The sequence below is a fragment of the Streptomyces sp. NPDC030245 genome, assembly GCF_055572995.1.
Genome location: NZ_JBVICF010000010.1, coordinates 154,566 through 169,403, shown reverse-complemented (window position 1 = coordinate 169,403; position 14,838 = coordinate 154,566). Strand labels below are relative to the sequence as shown.

12 protein-coding genes are annotated in these 14,838 nt (G+C 71.3%); 7 read left to right on the top strand and 5 right to left on the bottom strand.

The features are described 5' to 3' along the window. Window positions 1–293: 293 nt before the first annotated feature. Window positions 294–1,481, bottom strand: coding sequence for an acyl-CoA dehydrogenase family protein (locus tag ACZ4Z4_RS26105; RefSeq protein ID WP_468331974.1), 1,188 nt, complete (start codon window positions 1,479–1,481; stop codon window positions 294–296). Between the two features lie 260 nt (window positions 1,482–1,741). On the opposite strand from ACZ4Z4_RS26105, the gene ACZ4Z4_RS26100 reads away from it, so the two are divergent. Beyond that, window positions 1,742–2,758, top strand: a complete 1,017-nt coding sequence (locus ACZ4Z4_RS26100) for an alcohol dehydrogenase catalytic domain-containing protein (protein WP_468331971.1) — start codon at window positions 1,742–1,744, stop codon at window positions 2,756–2,758. A 158-nt stretch (window positions 2,759–2,916) separates the two neighbouring features. Continuing rightward, entirely contained in the window at window positions 2,917–4,113 is a 1,197-nt protein-coding gene (locus ACZ4Z4_RS26095) for an acyltransferase family protein (protein WP_468331968.1), read from the top strand. A gap of 58 nt (window positions 4,114–4,171) precedes the next feature. Here the strand turns inward: ACZ4Z4_RS26095 and ACZ4Z4_RS26090 are convergent, their stop codons facing one another. From ACZ4Z4_RS26090 to ACZ4Z4_RS26080, 3 genes are all read right to left on the bottom strand, one after another. Then, complete coding sequence (locus tag ACZ4Z4_RS26090; protein WP_468331965.1) at window positions 4,172–5,743, bottom strand: MFS transporter; 1,572 nt, start codon at window positions 5,741–5,743, stop codon at window positions 4,172–4,174. A 295-nt stretch (window positions 5,744–6,038) separates the two neighbouring features. Continuing rightward, the gene (locus tag ACZ4Z4_RS26085; RefSeq protein ID WP_468331962.1) at window positions 6,039–6,800 is read right to left on the bottom strand and encodes a DUF2306 domain-containing protein; all 762 of its coding nucleotides are present in this window, start codon (window positions 6,798–6,800) and stop codon (window positions 6,039–6,041) included. A gap of 90 nt (window positions 6,801–6,890) precedes the next feature. After that, window positions 6,891–7,082, bottom strand: coding sequence for a hypothetical protein (locus tag ACZ4Z4_RS26080; RefSeq protein WP_468331959.1), 192 nt, complete (start codon window positions 7,080–7,082; stop codon window positions 6,891–6,893). A 76-nt stretch (window positions 7,083–7,158) separates the two neighbouring features. On the opposite strand from ACZ4Z4_RS26080, the gene ACZ4Z4_RS26075 reads away from it, so the two are divergent. The 3 genes from ACZ4Z4_RS26075 to ACZ4Z4_RS26065 all read left to right on the top strand — a co-directional run bounded on the left by ACZ4Z4_RS26075 (window position 7,159) and on the right by ACZ4Z4_RS26065 (window position 9,782). Continuing rightward, the gene (locus tag ACZ4Z4_RS26075; protein WP_468331956.1) at window positions 7,159–8,574 is read left to right on the top strand and encodes an FAD-dependent oxidoreductase; all 1,416 of its coding nucleotides are present in this window, start codon (window positions 7,159–7,161) and stop codon (window positions 8,572–8,574) included. Between the two features lie 66 nt (window positions 8,575–8,640). Further along, a complete protein-coding gene (locus tag ACZ4Z4_RS26070; protein WP_468331953.1) occupies window positions 8,641–8,895 on the top strand; it encodes a phosphopantetheine-binding protein in 255 nt (84 codons plus the stop codon). Between the two features lie 5 nt (window positions 8,896–8,900). Next, on the top strand, window positions 8,901–9,782 hold the full coding sequence (locus ACZ4Z4_RS26065) for a phytanoyl-CoA dioxygenase family protein (RefSeq protein WP_468331950.1): 882 nt from the start codon (window positions 8,901–8,903) through the stop codon (window positions 9,780–9,782). A 61-nt stretch (window positions 9,783–9,843) separates the two neighbouring features. Here ACZ4Z4_RS26065 and ACZ4Z4_RS26060 read toward each other — a convergent pair whose 3' ends face one another. Further along, window positions 9,844–11,349: an FAD-binding oxidoreductase gene (locus ACZ4Z4_RS26060; protein WP_468331947.1), complete on the bottom strand. Its 1,506-nt coding sequence runs from the start codon at window positions 11,347–11,349 to the stop codon at window positions 9,844–9,846. A gap of 125 nt (window positions 11,350–11,474) precedes the next feature. Between ACZ4Z4_RS26060 and ACZ4Z4_RS26055 the strand changes: the two genes are divergently transcribed. Together ACZ4Z4_RS26055 and ACZ4Z4_RS26050 are read left to right on the top strand one after the other, a co-directional pair. Next, the gene (locus ACZ4Z4_RS26055) at window positions 11,475–12,797 is read left to right on the top strand and encodes an RNA polymerase sigma factor (protein ID WP_468331944.1); all 1,323 of its coding nucleotides are present in this window, start codon (window positions 11,475–11,477) and stop codon (window positions 12,795–12,797) included. A 606-nt stretch (window positions 12,798–13,403) separates the two neighbouring features. Then, complete coding sequence (locus ACZ4Z4_RS26050) at window positions 13,404–14,750, top strand: FAD-binding oxidoreductase (protein WP_468331939.1); 1,347 nt, start codon at window positions 13,404–13,406, stop codon at window positions 14,748–14,750. The last annotated feature ends 88 nt before the right edge of the window (window positions 14,751–14,838 follow it).

The window sequence follows — 14,838 nt, the reverse complement described above, 5'->3', positions numbered from 1 at the left end:
AGGTGGATCACTGGAAGCAGACCGCTCCACGGTCACCGTCGTCCATGCCGCCGCCTTTCCGCATTCATTTCCGGTGCACACCGCCGTCGGCGCGTTCCCCACGCGCCCCGCGCTCCGCACGGGCCGGACAGCAGAAAAAGCGGCGGCGAAGCGGAATCACAGGAACAAGACCGACGGGAGCGGGACGCCCCGCACGAATTTCGATTTCCTGGTGCGTCCCCGCCCCCGTCCCCGTCCCCGTCCCCGACCCCGACCCCGCCCCCGCCTCGGCCCGGCTGAGAAGAGCAGGATGCTCAGAGGTACTGCGTGTTGGGGGTCAGCCCGCACAGGATGCGCCCGTACAGCTCCAGGTTGGTGTTCGGGTGCATGATGGCGTGGAGATTCAGCGTCTGCACATCGCGCTCGATGCGCTGGATGGGCACATCGGTGTAGATCGACGAGGCGCCGCTCGCCGTGTTCAGGATGTCGACGGCTTCCTTCGACCGCTGGCACGCCGCGCCCGTGTCGAGCCGGACGCGGGCGCGCTCCTCCAGCGTCCACGGCTCCCCGGACGCGTTCTTGGCGTCCACGAGGTCGGCGATGCGGTACACGTGGAACTCGGTCTCGTCGATCTTGACCTGTGCCTCGGCGACCTGGAGGTGGGTGAGCGGGGCCTCGCTCTGGTCGGCGTACTCGGTGTAGGTGATCTTCCGGCCGGGCAGCCGCTCGAAGAAGACGTCCTTGGCGCCCTTGGCCAGACCCAGTGCGGTCGCGCTGACCGTGGCGCACGCCGTCGGCATGATCGGCGCCCGGTGGATGAGCGCATCGGCGTTACTGCCGTGACCGCTGTGCCCCTGGAGGATGCCGCCCAGCGGGATGTACCAGCCGTCCGGCACGAAGACCTCGTCGGCGACCGTACTGACACTGCCGGAACCACGCAGCCCGGCGGTGTGCCAGTCGTCGACTATCTCCAGCGAAGCCAGCGGAATCAGGGTCATGACCGGCTGGTGGCCGCCGTCCGGCATGGCCAGCACCGCCGCGTTGGTGTTCCACTTGCTGTGCTTGGCCCCGCTGTTGAACGCCCACCTGCCGCTGACCACGATGCCGCCCTGCGCCGGCACCGCCATGGCCGTCGGACTGATGATGCCGCTCACCAGGTCGTCCGGGGAGGCGAACACCTCGTCCTGCACCGCATCGGAGAAGAGCCCGGCGACCCACGCGCTGATGGACCACACGCCCGCGGTCCACGACGCGGACCCGTCCCCCCTGCCCAGCTCCGCCAGCACCTCCACCTGCGTGCGCATGTCGGACTCGTAACCGCCCAGGCGGGCGGGGAGCCGCGTGCGCAGCAGGCCGGCCTCCGCCATCGCCTTGATGGTGCCCTCGTGCAACTGGCGGTTCTCCTCGGCCCAGTACGCGTTCTTGCGGAGCGTCGGCACCAACTTCGCCGCGCGGGCGACAAGGTCGGCTCGGGTCGGCGAGACAAGCTCAGTGGTGTCCACAGATTCTCCTCGGGAAGCGATGACAGGGGGTCGGCGGGCACCCGGTGACCGGAGCCCTGGATCACCGTCGCAGGCACCGCTGTACGTCACATCTCCAGAATTGCGGGGTGCGCTCGGGCGCTCACGCCCGCGTGCGGAACGCAGGGCGCGGGCGGCCGAGAGCAACCGGGAAGATGCCGGGCGCCCGAGCGGCTGTGAGGCTGACGCCGGTCGAAGCCCGCAGCACGCGCCGAACGCCTGAAGCCGGAGAGTGGACGCCCATGAAAGCAGCCGTCATTCCCGCGATCAACGCCCAGTGGGAGATCCAGGAGGTCGCCACCCCCCGGCCGGGCCCCGGCGAGGTCCTCATCAAGGTGCACGCGTGCGGGCTCTGCCACAACGACATCTGGGTCGCCCAGGGCGTCTTCCCCTTCCCGTCGTGCGAACCGGCGATCACCGGACACGAGGCGGCGGGCGAGATCGTCGAACTCGGCCCGGGCACCACGACCCGCCAGGTCGGCGACCGGGTCGGCACCACCTGGGTCCAGGCCGGCTGCGGCCGATGCTCCTACTGCCGGCGCAACCTGCCGCTGACCGGCCAGTCCGGCATGATGTGCGCGGCGCCGACGATGACCGGCCTGACCGTGCAGGGAGGCCACGCCGAATACCTCTGCGTGGCCGCCGCGAGCACCGTGCTGCTCCCCGAGGGGATCGACTACACGACGGCCGCGCCCGTCCTCTGCGCCGGCTACACGGCCTGGAGCGCGCTGCGCGTGAGCGAACCGCAGCCGCACGAGCGGATCGCCGTGCTCGGCATCGGGGGCCTGGGGCACATGGCCGTGCAGTACTCCCGGGCCTGCGGGTTCGAGACCGTCGCCATCACCCGCTCGCCGGACAAGCACGACCTCTCCGCGCGGCTCGGGGCCGACCTCGTCGTCCGTGACGGGGAGGAACTGCGCGAGGCCGGTGGCGCCGACGTCGTCCTGGTGACCGGCACCTCGTACGAGGCCGCCACGGACGCGCTCCAGGGACTGCGGGTCGGCGGGCGGATCGTGCTGGCCACCATCGACCCCTCCGGTTCGTTCGCCATCGGCCCCGCCACACCGTTCTGGGCGCGGGGCCAGCGCGTGCTGGGCGCCACCCACCACGGGCTGCGGTATCTGACCGAGGCGCTCGACCTGGTCGCGGAGGGCGCGGTGACCCCGATGACCGAGGTCTTCGCGATGGACAGGGTCGCGGACGCGGTCGACAAGGCGGCGAAGGGAGAGGTCCGCTTCCGGGCCGTCGTGACGTACTGACGCGCCGTCAAGGCGGACTGACAGCACGCCGAGAGAAGTTGGACGGAGAAATACCGCACTTTGGAAGACGCCGGCCCGTGGCGGAGCCCGGACAATCCACTTCCGAGACCGGTCGTGGCTCTCTCCAGGCCCCCTTTCTGACTGCGAGGCAGGTACATATGACAGAGGCAACGGCACCCATTGCGGGCAGACTTCCCTCCCTGACCGCGTTACGCTTCGTTGCCGCGTTCCTGGTCTTCGTCTTCCACGCGCACTACTTGGGCATATTCGGCGACACCTCGGTGCAGGACGCGTACAAGTTCGTCACCAGCAGCGCCGGCGGAATCGGCGTCTCGTTCTTCTTCGTGCTCAGTGGATTCGTCCTGACCTGGGCGGCGAAACCGGCCGACACGATGGGGAGTTTCTGGCGCCGGCGGTTCTTCAAGATCTTCCCGAGCCACGCCGCGGTCTGGCTGATCCTCTTCGCCATGCTGCTCGTCTCCGGCACCACGATCGAGGCCGGGCCCGCCGTGGCCAACTTCTTCCTGGTGAACGCCTGGGTGCCGGACATGGACAACCTCATGTTCGCGGTCAACGGGGTCACGTGGTCGTTGTCGGCGGAGATCGCCTTCTACCTGCTGTTCCCGTTCCTGATGCTCGGCATCAACAAGATCCGGGCCGACCGGCTCTGGTACTGGGCCGTCGCTGTGTCGGCGGTGGCCCTGTCGGTTCCGCTGCTGTCGAAGACCTTCCTGCCGGATGCTCCGATGTTCCCGGCATACGACCAGTTCTCTTGGCCGCAGATGTGGTTCGCCTACCAGTTCCCGCTGGTGCGCTGCCTGGAGTTCGTCGTCGGCATCCTCTTCGCCCGCATCGTCCTGAGCGGACGGTGGATACGCCTTGGCCCGGGGCCGGCCGCGCTCGGCGTCCTCGCGGTGTACGTGGGAGCCCTGTGGCTGCCCGAGCTCTGGTCGTTCGCCGCCCCCTACTCCTTCCCGCTCGGGCTGCTAGTCGCGGCCGCCGCCGCCGGTGACCTCGCCGGCCGGGAAACACCGCTGGCCCGCCGCCCGCTGGTCTGGCTGGGGGAGATCTCGTACGCGTTCTTCCTGATCCACCTCAACGTGCTGAACTCGGCGCAGGCGGCGTTCAAGGGGGAGTGGATGGGGTACGGCGCCTTCGAACGGACCTCGTGGAGTACGCCGGTGGCGGTGCTGTTCCTGCTGGGCTGCCTGGCCGTCAGCATCGTCCTGGCCTGGCTGCTCCACCGGTTCGTCGAGATGCCGGCCATGCGCAGATGGTCCAGGTCCAGGTCGCGCCGGGCGCCGGTGCCCGCGGTCGGTACCGATGGGGTCAACGCCCCCACGACCACGGGCTGAGCCGGGCCCGGCGCTCCGCCCGGTCCCCGGTGCGGCGGGTACCGGGCGCCACGCCTGGTCAGGATTCGGCGACCTCGGGGCGGCTTTCGGTGGCCGGATCCAGCTCGTCGGAGGCCGGCGGCGCCGTTTCCTTCTGGCCCAGCGTCAGCCACGCGAGGGCGAAGATGACCGCGATGATCACGATGCCGACGACGGCCACCACGTTCAGTCCGTCGGTGAAGGCGCCGCGGGCCGTGTCCAGCAGCGCCTGGGCCTGGGCGGCCGGGAGCCCGGCGGCGGCGTCGACCGCTTCGGCCAGCGTCTGGCGGGCCTCGGCGACCGGGGAGTCGTCCATGCCGGACTGGTAGACCGCGCCGCCGACGCTGCCGAGCAGGGCGAGTCCAAGGGTCGAGCCGAGGAGGTTGCTGGTCTCCGACATCGACGCCGCCGAGCCCGCCTTCTCGGGCGGGGCCGCACCGACGACCATGCTGGTGCCGAGCATGAACATCGGCGCGATGCCCAGCGCCACCAGCGCCACGCTCAGCGACACCAGGCCCGGACTGCTGGACCTGGTCACCGTGGTGAGCAGGACCAGACCGACGAAGCACAGCACGAGTCCGCCGAGAATCGCGGTGCGTGGCTGGATCCGCCGGACGATCACCGGCGTGATCAGGACGCCGGCGGCGATGCCCAGGCCGGTCGGGGCCTGCCACAGCCCGGCCTCGGTCGGCTCAAGCCCGAGCACGCTCTGGATGAACTGGCTGGTCAGCAGGCCCAGCCCGGCCAGCGTCCCCGAAGCGAGCAGCATGGCCAGCAGCGAACTGCTGAACTTGACGTTGCGGAACAGCCGCAGGTCGAGCAGCGGATTGGACAGGCGCAGCTGCCGGCGGGTGAAGACGACGCCGAACACGACGCCGACGGCGATGGCCACGGACGCCCCCACCGGTGAGCTGTCGTCGCCGCCGGCGGCCAGCTGCTTGATGCCGTAGACCACCGGCAGGATCGCGGCCAGCGACAGCACCACGCTCACCAGGTCGAGACGCTTGGCATTCGCGTCGCGGTACTCGGGCAGCAGCAGCGGGCCGGCGACCAGCAGGACCAGCATGACCGGGATGCTGATCAGGAACACCGAGCCCCACCAGAAGTGCTGCAACAGGACCCCGCCGATGACCGGGCCCAGGGCGGCACCCCCGAAATTGCAGAACGCCCACAGCGAGATGGCCGTGCCCATCTGCTTGGGGTTGCGGAACATGTTGCTGATCAGGGCGAGCGTCGAGGGCGACAGCGTGGCGGCGGCGACGCCCAGCAGCGCACGGGCGACGATCAGCATCAGCGGGCTGGTCGAGAACGCCGCGAGCAGCGAGGCGACGGAGAAGGCACTCGCACCGATCATGAGGAGCTTGCGACGGCCGATCCGGTCACCGAGCGTACCCATGGTGATCAGGAAGCCGGCGAGCATGAAGCCGTAGATATCGGTGATCCACAGCTGCTCGGTGCCGGTCGCTCCCAGGTCGGCGCTCAGATGGGGCAGCGCTAGGAACAGGACACCGATGTCGAAGGCGACGAGCAGCGTGGGCAGGGCCAGCGCGGCCAGGCCCAGCCACTCCCGGCGCCCGGCCAGCGGGGCCGTGTCCTGAGTCGTGTCACTCATGTAGATCCTTTCTCGTTCACCACGGCGGATGGCACTTGCGCGCGCCGTTACCCGGTAGTCGGAGCAGGTTCCGGAAATCCGACACGGGCGCGGGAACGAGGGGACGCGCTGCGTACGAGCTCGGGGCCGCTGAGAGCCTGTGTCATAACCCCGGCCGGGTGGGCGTCGCCTGGCACGCACGCTCGCCGCGTTGCCGAAACGCCCTAGTAGCTCCGCTACGAGGCCGCTTCGGCGCCTTGCGATCGCACGCACCAGGCGACGCCCACTGATCCGACCGGGGTTATGACACAGGCTCTTACTGGCGGATCGCCCCGGTCGCCGGGTCGAGCCGCCCGATGTGCGGGTCCTTGGCGCCTCGGCGCGCGGTGAACTCGAGGTAGGCCTGCGCGATCAGCAGGTGGAGGATCCACACGCCCCAGCTGGTGGCCTCGACCAGGATCTGGATGTTCACCTCCAGGCCCCAGTTCAGGATCATCCAGGCGACGATGCGGCCGTAGGTGGTGAACAGCGCCAGCGAGAAGCTGTAGATCATCCAGCGGCGGTGCTCGGCGTAGCGGCGCTGCCGGGCCTTGTGCCAGGCGTACAGCGTCGTGCCGAGCCACAGGACGGCGCCGCAGGCCAGACCGGTGCTGCCTTGGTTGGGGCGGTGCGGGACCAGCACGAACAGCACGATGAGCGTCGTCGGGATCACCGCGCCGAACACGTACACCCGCCCGGTCCAGCGGTGGACCTTGGGGCGTGTGCGGCGCAGGTGGGGCCAGGCCTGGAGCATCATCGCCACCAGGGCCAGGTTGCCGGTGACCACGTGTGCGACCAGGAACGCGAAATGCGGCTCGAAGCCCGGGTCGAGCTGGCTGCGGGAGACCTCGGAGTCCGTGGCGAAGTAGTGGGGGAACGAGTAGAGCAGGTTGAACAGCACAGCCACGCCCACGACGGCGTACCAGGGGTAGTACCTGTTCCACCAAGGCTGTTCCGCGGGTGCCGCGGGCCGTTGGTCGGTGTCGGGGTCCTCCGGAGGGGTCATCTGGAGGCCTGTCTGTTGCCTGTTCTGAGACATGCCTGTCCTCGGCTCTCGCGGCTGGGGAGAAACGCAGGTTGAGTATCGGACCCGAGGTTCCCGGCGGGCATCTTCGTAAGTGCTGTTTTTTCAGGGCGGGTTCGGGCCGCGAGCGGCCCGCAATCCAAGAGATGCCTGGTTGCAGTCGCAGAGCACATCGTGAACCTCATGGGCGACGGCGGCCGACGCCGCGATCCGAAGGCTGCCCACACCAAGACGCTCGACGCGATCACCTGCGCGCAGCAGGTCCGGGAGCTCTTCCGCTTCCGGCGTCACGCTCACCCGCTCGGTCCCCTTTCACGCCGGGCGGCCGGCCGAGCCCCGACATCCCCGGCACGATCCCCAGGAGGTGGGCAAGATGCCCCAGGAAACACCCCGGCCGGCGGCCGACGGCGACCCGACCCGCGCCGTCGTGCTGGGCGGCAGCATCGCCGGGCTGTTCGCGGCCCGTGTGCTCGCCGAGGCCTACGACGAGGTCCTGGTCGTCGACCGGGACACGGTCACCGGCGTCGACGGCCCGCGCCGCGGACGTCCCCAGGGCAAGCACATCAACGCCATGCACGTGCGCGGCCGGGTGGTGATGGAAGAGCTCTACCCCGGCATCACCGACCAGCTCATCGCCGACGGCACCCCGATCGGCGACTACTCCGGCTCCGTCCGCTGGTATTTCCGCGGCCGCCCGGTCAAGCGCGCCGACATCGGCTACATCGCGGTGCCGGCCTCGGCGCCGCTGATGGAGCGCCGGATCCGGGAACGCACGGCCGAGCTGGCGAACATCCGGTTCCTCGAACGCTGCGACATCCTGGGCCTGACCGCCACCGCCGACCACGCCCAGGTGACGGGCGTCAAGATCCAGAAGAGCGGCGAGCCCGGCGAGGAGATCACCGCCGACCTGGTGGTCGACGCGACCGGGCGCGGCTCGCGCACCCCGGTGTGGCTCGAGGAGATGGGCTACCCGCGCGTCGAGGAGGACCGGACCAACATCGGGCTGGGCTACGTCACCCAGAACTACAAGATGAAGGTCGACCCCTACGACGGCGACCTCGCGATCATCGCTGTCGCCTCCCCCGACGTCCCGCGCGGCGTCATCTTCACCAAGACCGAGGGCGACAAGACCCTGATGACCGTCTACGGCATCCTCGGCGACCACCCGCCCACCGACCAGCAGGGGCTGTACGGGTTCGTCGAGCGCCTGCCCGTCCCCGACATCCACGAGGCGCTGAAGCACGCCGAGCCGCTGGACGAGCCGGTCGCCTTCCGCTTCCCCACCACCCAGCGCCGCCGCTACGAACGGATGAGCCGGTTCCCGGCCGGCCTGCTGGTCATCGGCGACGCGGTGTCCTGCTTCAACCCGGTCTACGCGCAGGGCATGACGGTCGCGGCGATGTCCGCCCTCACCCTCCGCCGCCACCTGCACTCCGGCGCCACGCCGGACGCGCGGCAGTACTTCCGCGACCTGGCGCGCGAGGTCATCGACCCGCCGTGGGAGATGACCCGCACCGTCGACCTGGGCTTCGACGGCGTCGAGGGCAAGCGGGACCTCAAGGTGCGGATGGGCCAGCGCTACCTGGCGATGGTCCAGACAGCGGCGACCCGCGACCGCGCGGTGACCCGGGGGTACATGCGCGCCGCCGGGATGCTCGACCGGCCGGAACAGCTGATGCGCCCCGGCATGATCGCCCGGGTCCTGCTGAACGCGCTGCGCGGCCCGGCCGGACCGGCCGGCGCGCCCCCGGCCGCGGCTGCCGTCGCGAGCCGGCCGGTACCCCGCTGACCGGCCCCCGCCGTGCGGGCACGCCCCCAACACCCCATACCTCTCAATGCAGTCAGGAGCAGTGACATGACCACTCAGCAGCCGTCGGCCACCGCGGACATCGCCCAGCGGGTCGCCGCCATCTGGGCCGAGGTCCTCGGGCCGGGCTCCGACCGGCCCGGCGCCACGTTCGTCGAGCTCAACGGACAGTCCATCGCCGCCGTGCGGATCGTCGCGGGCCTCGAGGAGCAACTGGGCATCACGCTCGACGTCGGCGACCTGTTCGAGGACCCCGACCTGGAGACCTTCACCCGGGGCGTACTGGCCCGCGTCGAGGGATGAGCGGGATGGCCGAACTGACCCACGTCACCCCCGCCGCCCCGCTCGACGAAGTCGTCGAGATCCTGGAACGCGACGGAGCGGTGATCGTCGAGGACTTCGTCGATTCCCGGACGCTCGCCGCGCTGCGGGCGGACTTCACCCCCGGCCTGGAGATGGCCGGCTACAGCGAGAGCGGCTACGACGGAAAGAAGACCAAGCGGCTGTCCAGCCTGTTCCAGCGCTCGCCGCAGCACATGGCCCGCGTGGTCCTGCAACCCCAGTTCCTCGGCGCGGCCCGGCGCCTGCTCCAGCAGACCACGCACATGTGGATCGGCAAGATCCGGATGGAGGTGACCCCGAGCATCCAGATCAGCTTCACCCAGGCGATAAGGATCGACCCGGGCCAGGGCCGGCAGCCGTTGCACCGCGACGACGCGATGCATCTGTGGCGGCACCCGGGACCGCCGTGCCGCCTGCAACTGATGCTGGCGATGACCGACTTCACCAGCGCCAACGGCGCGACCCTGGTCATCCCCGGCAGCCACCACTGGGACGACGAGCGGGCCCCCGCCTACGCCGAGGCACTCCCGGCGGTCATGCCCGCCGGCTCCGCCCTCCTCTGGCCGGGCGGCGTCTACCACGGCGGCGGAGCCAACACCACCGACTCGCCGCGGTACAGCCTCTCCGTCGCGCTCGACCTGGGCAACCTGCGGCAGGAGGAGAACCAGTACCTCGCCGTCTCCCGGGAAACCGTGCTGACCCTGCCCGAGGAGGTGCAGCGGCTGCTCGGCTGGGACCGTTGCCCGCCCGGCCTCGGCCAGGTCGAGACGCAGGACCCGCACCTGCTCCTGGAACAGACCCAGCAGGAGCTCGCCACCAGGCCACGCGGCGCGAATCCGCTGACGTAGCGCTCGTCAACCCCGACCGGCCGGTGCGCCCTCGCGAAAGCGGGCGCACCGGCCGCGGCGTCTACCGGGGCAGGCGGACGGACAACCCGTGCCGGAACACATCGAGCGGGTCATAGACCTGCTTCGCGCGCTGCAACCGGGCGTAGTTGCCCTTGAAATACAGCGCGGACCAGTCGACCCCCGAGGTGTTCCACCCGGGATCGGCCAGGTCGGTGTCGGGATAGCCGATGTAGGAGCCGTCGTTGGTGTCGTCGGGGACCGGCACGCCGCCGGAGTGCGCGTAGACGTCCCGGTAGTACGCGCGCACCCACGCCAGATGCCGCTCGTCGTCGGCCGGGTCGGTCCACGAGCCGGTGCTGTAGGAGGCCTTGAGGACGCAGTCGCGCTGCGCCACCGCGGTGGCGTCCGGGGCGACGGCGTTCACCGCGCCGCCGAAACCGGTCAGGACCAGGCAGCCCATGGGGTTCTCGTAATCCGACGACGACAGATGCCGGTGGATCGCCGTGATCTGCGCGTCGGAGAACCCGCGCCGCAGATAGCCCGCCTTGTTCTTGTACCGGCCCCGCGGATCGCTGGGCCAGCTGTAGGACGGCAGCCAGACGTCCAGCCACGGCGAGGTCTCCGAGGTCGCCGACACCGGTTCGGCCTCGATGCCGCGGGTGACCGCCGCGGTGTGGGCCTCGAGGACCTCGGCCGCATCCGGTGCGTCCTCGGGGATCACCGAGGTCAGGACGAACATGGAGCCGGAGCGGTGGGTGATGATCAGGTTGCTCCACAACGCCGTGGCCGCCGTGCCCGGCTCGCTGTTCCGCTCGTACCAGGTGCAGTAGTTGCGCAGCAGGGTGCGGAAGTCGGCCTCCGAGACCGCCTCCCAGGACCACGTGGTGTCGCGGCGCAGCACCGCTCGCGGCGCGCGGGGGAGCTGCCGGGCCGGGATGCCGTCCGGCGTCCCCGGCGTGCGCAGCCAGTACTTCGTGACCACACCGAAGCTGCCGCCCCCGCCACCGGTGTGCGCCCACCACAGATCGTGGTGCGGGTCGCCGGGCCGGTCGGTCCCCACCACCGTCCGGGCCCGGCCGTCCGCGCCGACGACGACCGCCTCGACCGCCGTGACGTGGTCCACCACCAGGCCGTCGCGCCTGGACAACGGACCGTAGCCGCCGGCCGCGATGTGCCCGCCGGCGGCCACCTCGAAGCAGGTGCCCGCCGGGATGGTCACGCCCCAGCCGTCGTGCAGGGTGCGGTACACGTGGTCCAGCCGCGCCCCCGGCTCCACCACGAAGGCGTCGCGCCCGGCGTCGTGGCCGACGTGGTTCAGCGCGGACAGGTCGATGAGCACCTCGACGTCCCGGTGCGCGGTGAAGTCCTCGAAGCAGTGGCCGCCGCTGCGCACGGCGACCCGCCGGCCGGCGTCCACGGCCGCCTGCACCGCGGCCTCGACGCCGACGGCGTCGGTGACGAGCCGGACCTCGTCGGGCCGGCCCACGAAGCGATGGTTGTAACCCTCGACGAGGGCGGGATAGCGGGGGTCGTCACGGGTGACGACGGCGGCGGTCGTGTCCGTCATGGCGGCCTTCCTCAGCGGCGGTTCGCGGTCCTGGCCCCGACCGTGCCACCGCCCGCGGGCGCCGGGCATCTCGACGTGTGCGCACTTCGTCGGCCGGTCGAGTACCCCGCATATAGAATGAGCTGGTGCGTTCCGATCAACGCCTGGAAAGCCTGCTCGCGGAGCTGCGGCCCTCGGTCCTCGGCGCCCTGGTCCGGCGCCACGGACAGTTCGACGGCTGTGAGGACGCCGTACAGGAGGCGCTCGTGGCCGCCGCCACCCAGTGGCCGGCCGAAGGCGTCCCGGACAATCCGCGCGCCTGGCTCCGGACCGTCGCCGGACGCCGCCTCACCGACTACTGGCGCAGCGACCAGGCCCGCCGCACCCGTGAGGTCACCGTCGCCTCGATGGCACTGCCCGAGGAATCAGTGGCCCCGGCCCCCGACGACGAAGGTCTCGTCTCCGCCGACGACGACACCCTGATGCTCCTGTTCCTGTGCTGCCACCCGGCGCTCACCCCGCCCTCACAGGTGGCGCTGACCCTGCGCGCGGTCGGCGGCCTGACCACCGAGGAGATCGCCCGCGCCTTCATGGTCCCGCAGGCCTCGATGAGCCGCCGCATCTCCCGCGCCAAACAGCAGATCAAGGACGTCGGCATGACCTTCCGCATGCCGCCGGAACCCGAACGCCCCGAGCGCACCCGTGCCGTCCTGCACGTCCTGTACCTCATCTTCAACGAGGGCTACACCGCCACCGCCGGCCCCGATCTGCTGCGCCCGGACCTGACCGCCGAAGCCATCCGGCTCACCCGCCAGGCCCACCGCCTCCTGCCGGACAACGGCGAGGTCGCCGGGCTGCTGGCGCTGATGCTCCTCACCGAAGCACGGCGCCCGGCCCGCACCCTGGCCGACGGCGCCCTCGTCCCCATCGCCGAGCAGGACCGCTCCCAGTGGAACGGCGCCCTCGCCAAGGAGGGCCTGGCACTGGTCGTCGAGGCACTGGCCCGCCCCGGCGTCGGCCTCTACCGCCTACAGGCCGCCATCGCCGCGGTGCACGTCGAGACCCTGGAAGGCGGCGAGACCGACTGGCCGCAGATCCTGGCCCTGTACGACCTGCTGGAACAGATCGCCCCCGGCTCCGCGGTGCGCCTGAACCGCGCGGTGGCGATGGCGATGGTCAAGGGCCCCCGCGAGGGCCTGCGGCTGCTGGAGCCGCTGGAGCAGGACCGCTGGATGTCCGGCAGCCATCGGCTCAGCGCGGTGCGGGCGTACCTGCTGGAGATGGACGGCGGCCTGGACAGGGCCCAAGAGGCGTACCGGACCGCGGCACGGCAGACGGCGAGCGGCCCGGAGCAGCGCTTCCTCATGGAGCAGGCGGAGCGACTGGGGGCGGCCCTGGAGGCCGGGGCCGGGCGGGGGAGCGCGGCTGCCGGAGCGCGGGGGACGGCGAGCGGGGCCGACAATCGGTGACCGGCGGCCGGTGACGGGCAGTCGGTGTCCGACAGTCGGCGACCGGAAGTCGGCAACTGGCAGCCGGTGACCGAGAGTCGGTGACTGGCAGCCAGCAACCGACAGCCGGCAACTGGCAGCCGGCAGCTGGCAGCGGGCGAGCAGCTCCGGCATGACCCGCACCGGCAGCCGGTGACCGGCAGCTTGGCAACTGGCAGTCGCAACTGGCAGTCGGCGACTGGCATCCGGTGACCGGCAGTCGGTGACCGGCAGTCGGCGACGGGCAGTTGGCAACTGGCAGTCGGCGAGCAGCTCCGGCATGACCCGCACCGACAACCGGTGACTGGTAGTTGGCAACTGGCACCTGGCAGTTGGTGACCGGCAGCCCAGCAACTGGCAGCCGGTGACCGGCAGTCGGCGACCGACAGCCGACGACCGGCAGCCGGCGACCGGCAGTCGGCGAGCAGCGCCGGCATGCCCCGCACCGAGGCCCAAGCAACCGCATCGAGCGCCTTGAGCCCGCGCCGCCGCTGCCACCGAGCACTCTGGCGGATGCCCGCGCGGCCGCCCGGCTCGCACCCTGAGAAGCCGGACCGCCCGGACCGCCCGGACCACCAAGGGGAGTTCATGCTCGACACCGCGCCCATCGCCTTGCCCGGCGACCCCCTCTACACCGCCGCCACCAGCGTGTTCAACCTCGCCGGCCCCGCCCACCCCGCCGCCGCGCTCACCGCCACCGGCCCCGCCGACATACAGGCCGCGATCCGCCGTGCCTGCGCGCACGGCCAAGGCGTTCGCGTCCACACCACGGGCCACTCCGCCGGCGCGGCCACCTCGATGACCGGCGCCCTCCTGATCCGCCCCCTCCTGCCCGGCGGCGTCGCGATCGACCCCGGCCGCCGGCTGGCCCGCATCCCCGCGGGCACCCCCTGGAGCGCCGTCGTCCACGCCGCCGCACCCCACGGCCTCGCCGCACCCCACGGCACCTCGGGCACCGTCGGCGCCATCGGCTACCTGCTGCACGGAGGCGTGAGTCTCTACGGCCGCACACTCGGCCTGGCCGCCAACCACATCCGCGCCATCGAACTCATCACCGCGGACGGACAGGAGCGCCGCGTCAGCGCCACCGAGGACCCCGAACTCTTCTGGGCCCTGCGCGGCGGAGGCGGCGGCTTCGGCGTCGTCACCGCCGCCGAGATCGACCTCTTCCCGGTGACCGAGCTCATCGCCGGCGCCGCGTTCTGGCCGTGGGAGCACGCCGAGGCCGTGGTCGGCGCCTGGTACGACTGGACGCTGCACGCACCCGACGAAGTCTCGACCTCCCTGCGCGTGATGAACCTGCCGGACCTGCCGCAGATCCCGCCGATGCTCAAGGGCGGCCCGGTGGTGTGCGTCGCCGGCGCCGCCCTGACGTCCCCCTGCGCACGCGACCTGCTGTTCCCGCTGCGCCGCATCGGCGAGCCGGTACTCGACACCTGGCAGGACTGCGGCCCCGAACTGGTCCCGGACGTCCACATGGACCCCGACGAGCCCGGCACCTTCATCGGCGACCACCTGCTGCTCGCCGAACCGGGCCGCGAAGGAATCGCCGCGTTCCTGCGGATGACCGGCGAAGGCTCCGGCTCGCCCCTGATCGCCGCCGAACTGCGACAGCTCGGCGGACGCCTGGCCGTCGCCGACCCGGCCGGCGGCGCACTGAACCACTTGGACGCGCGCCTGGCCTACATGGGCGCCGGCGTCCCCGAACTGCGCGGCACACCGCAGGAGATCCTCGGACACTGCGACAAGGTGCGCGCCGCCCTGAGCCCGTGGGACACGGGCCGGACCGCGCCCGGCTTCGTGAAGGGCCTGGACCGCCCGCGCGGACACCTCTCCGCAGCCGACGTCCGCGCGGTCGAGCGGGTCCGGGCACGCGTGGACCCCGACGGCCTGTTCCGTGGCGACGCGATGCCGGAGACCGTCCTCGCGCCCTGACCTCGGCACGCACGAAGACCTCGGCACGCACGAAGACGCCCGGCACCTCACGCCCTGCGATCGTCAAAGACGCGCCCCCCGCGACCGC

Bases quoted from the DNA above. Each gene is read 5' to 3' on its own strand.
- ACZ4Z4_RS26100 (WP_468331971.1), top strand. From the start codon at position 1,742: ATGAAAGCAGCCGTCATTCCCGCGATCAACGCCCAGTGGGAGATCCAG.
- ACZ4Z4_RS26050 (WP_468331939.1), top strand. From the start codon at position 13,404: ATGCTCGACACCGCGCCCATCGCCTTGCCCGGCGACCCCCTCTACACC.
- ACZ4Z4_RS26090 (WP_468331965.1), bottom strand. From the start codon at position 5,743: ATGAGTGACACGACTCAGGACACGGCCCCGCTGGCCGGGCGCCGGGAG.
- ACZ4Z4_RS26075 (WP_468331956.1), top strand. From the start codon at position 7,159: ATGCCCCAGGAAACACCCCGGCCGGCGGCCGACGGCGACCCGACCCGC.
- ACZ4Z4_RS26070 (WP_468331953.1), top strand. From the start codon at position 8,641: ATGACCACTCAGCAGCCGTCGGCCACCGCGGACATCGCCCAGCGGGTC.
- ACZ4Z4_RS26095 (WP_468331968.1), top strand. From the start codon at position 2,917: ATGACAGAGGCAACGGCACCCATTGCGGGCAGACTTCCCTCCCTGACC.
- ACZ4Z4_RS26060 (WP_468331947.1), bottom strand. From the start codon at position 11,349: ATGACGGACACGACCGCCGCCGTCGTCACCCGTGACGACCCCCGCTAT.
- ACZ4Z4_RS26085 (WP_468331962.1), bottom strand. From the start codon at position 6,800: ATGTCTCAGAACAGGCAACAGACAGGCCTCCAGATGACCCCTCCGGAG.
- ACZ4Z4_RS26065 (WP_468331950.1), top strand. From the start codon at position 8,901: ATGGCCGAACTGACCCACGTCACCCCCGCCGCCCCGCTCGACGAAGTC.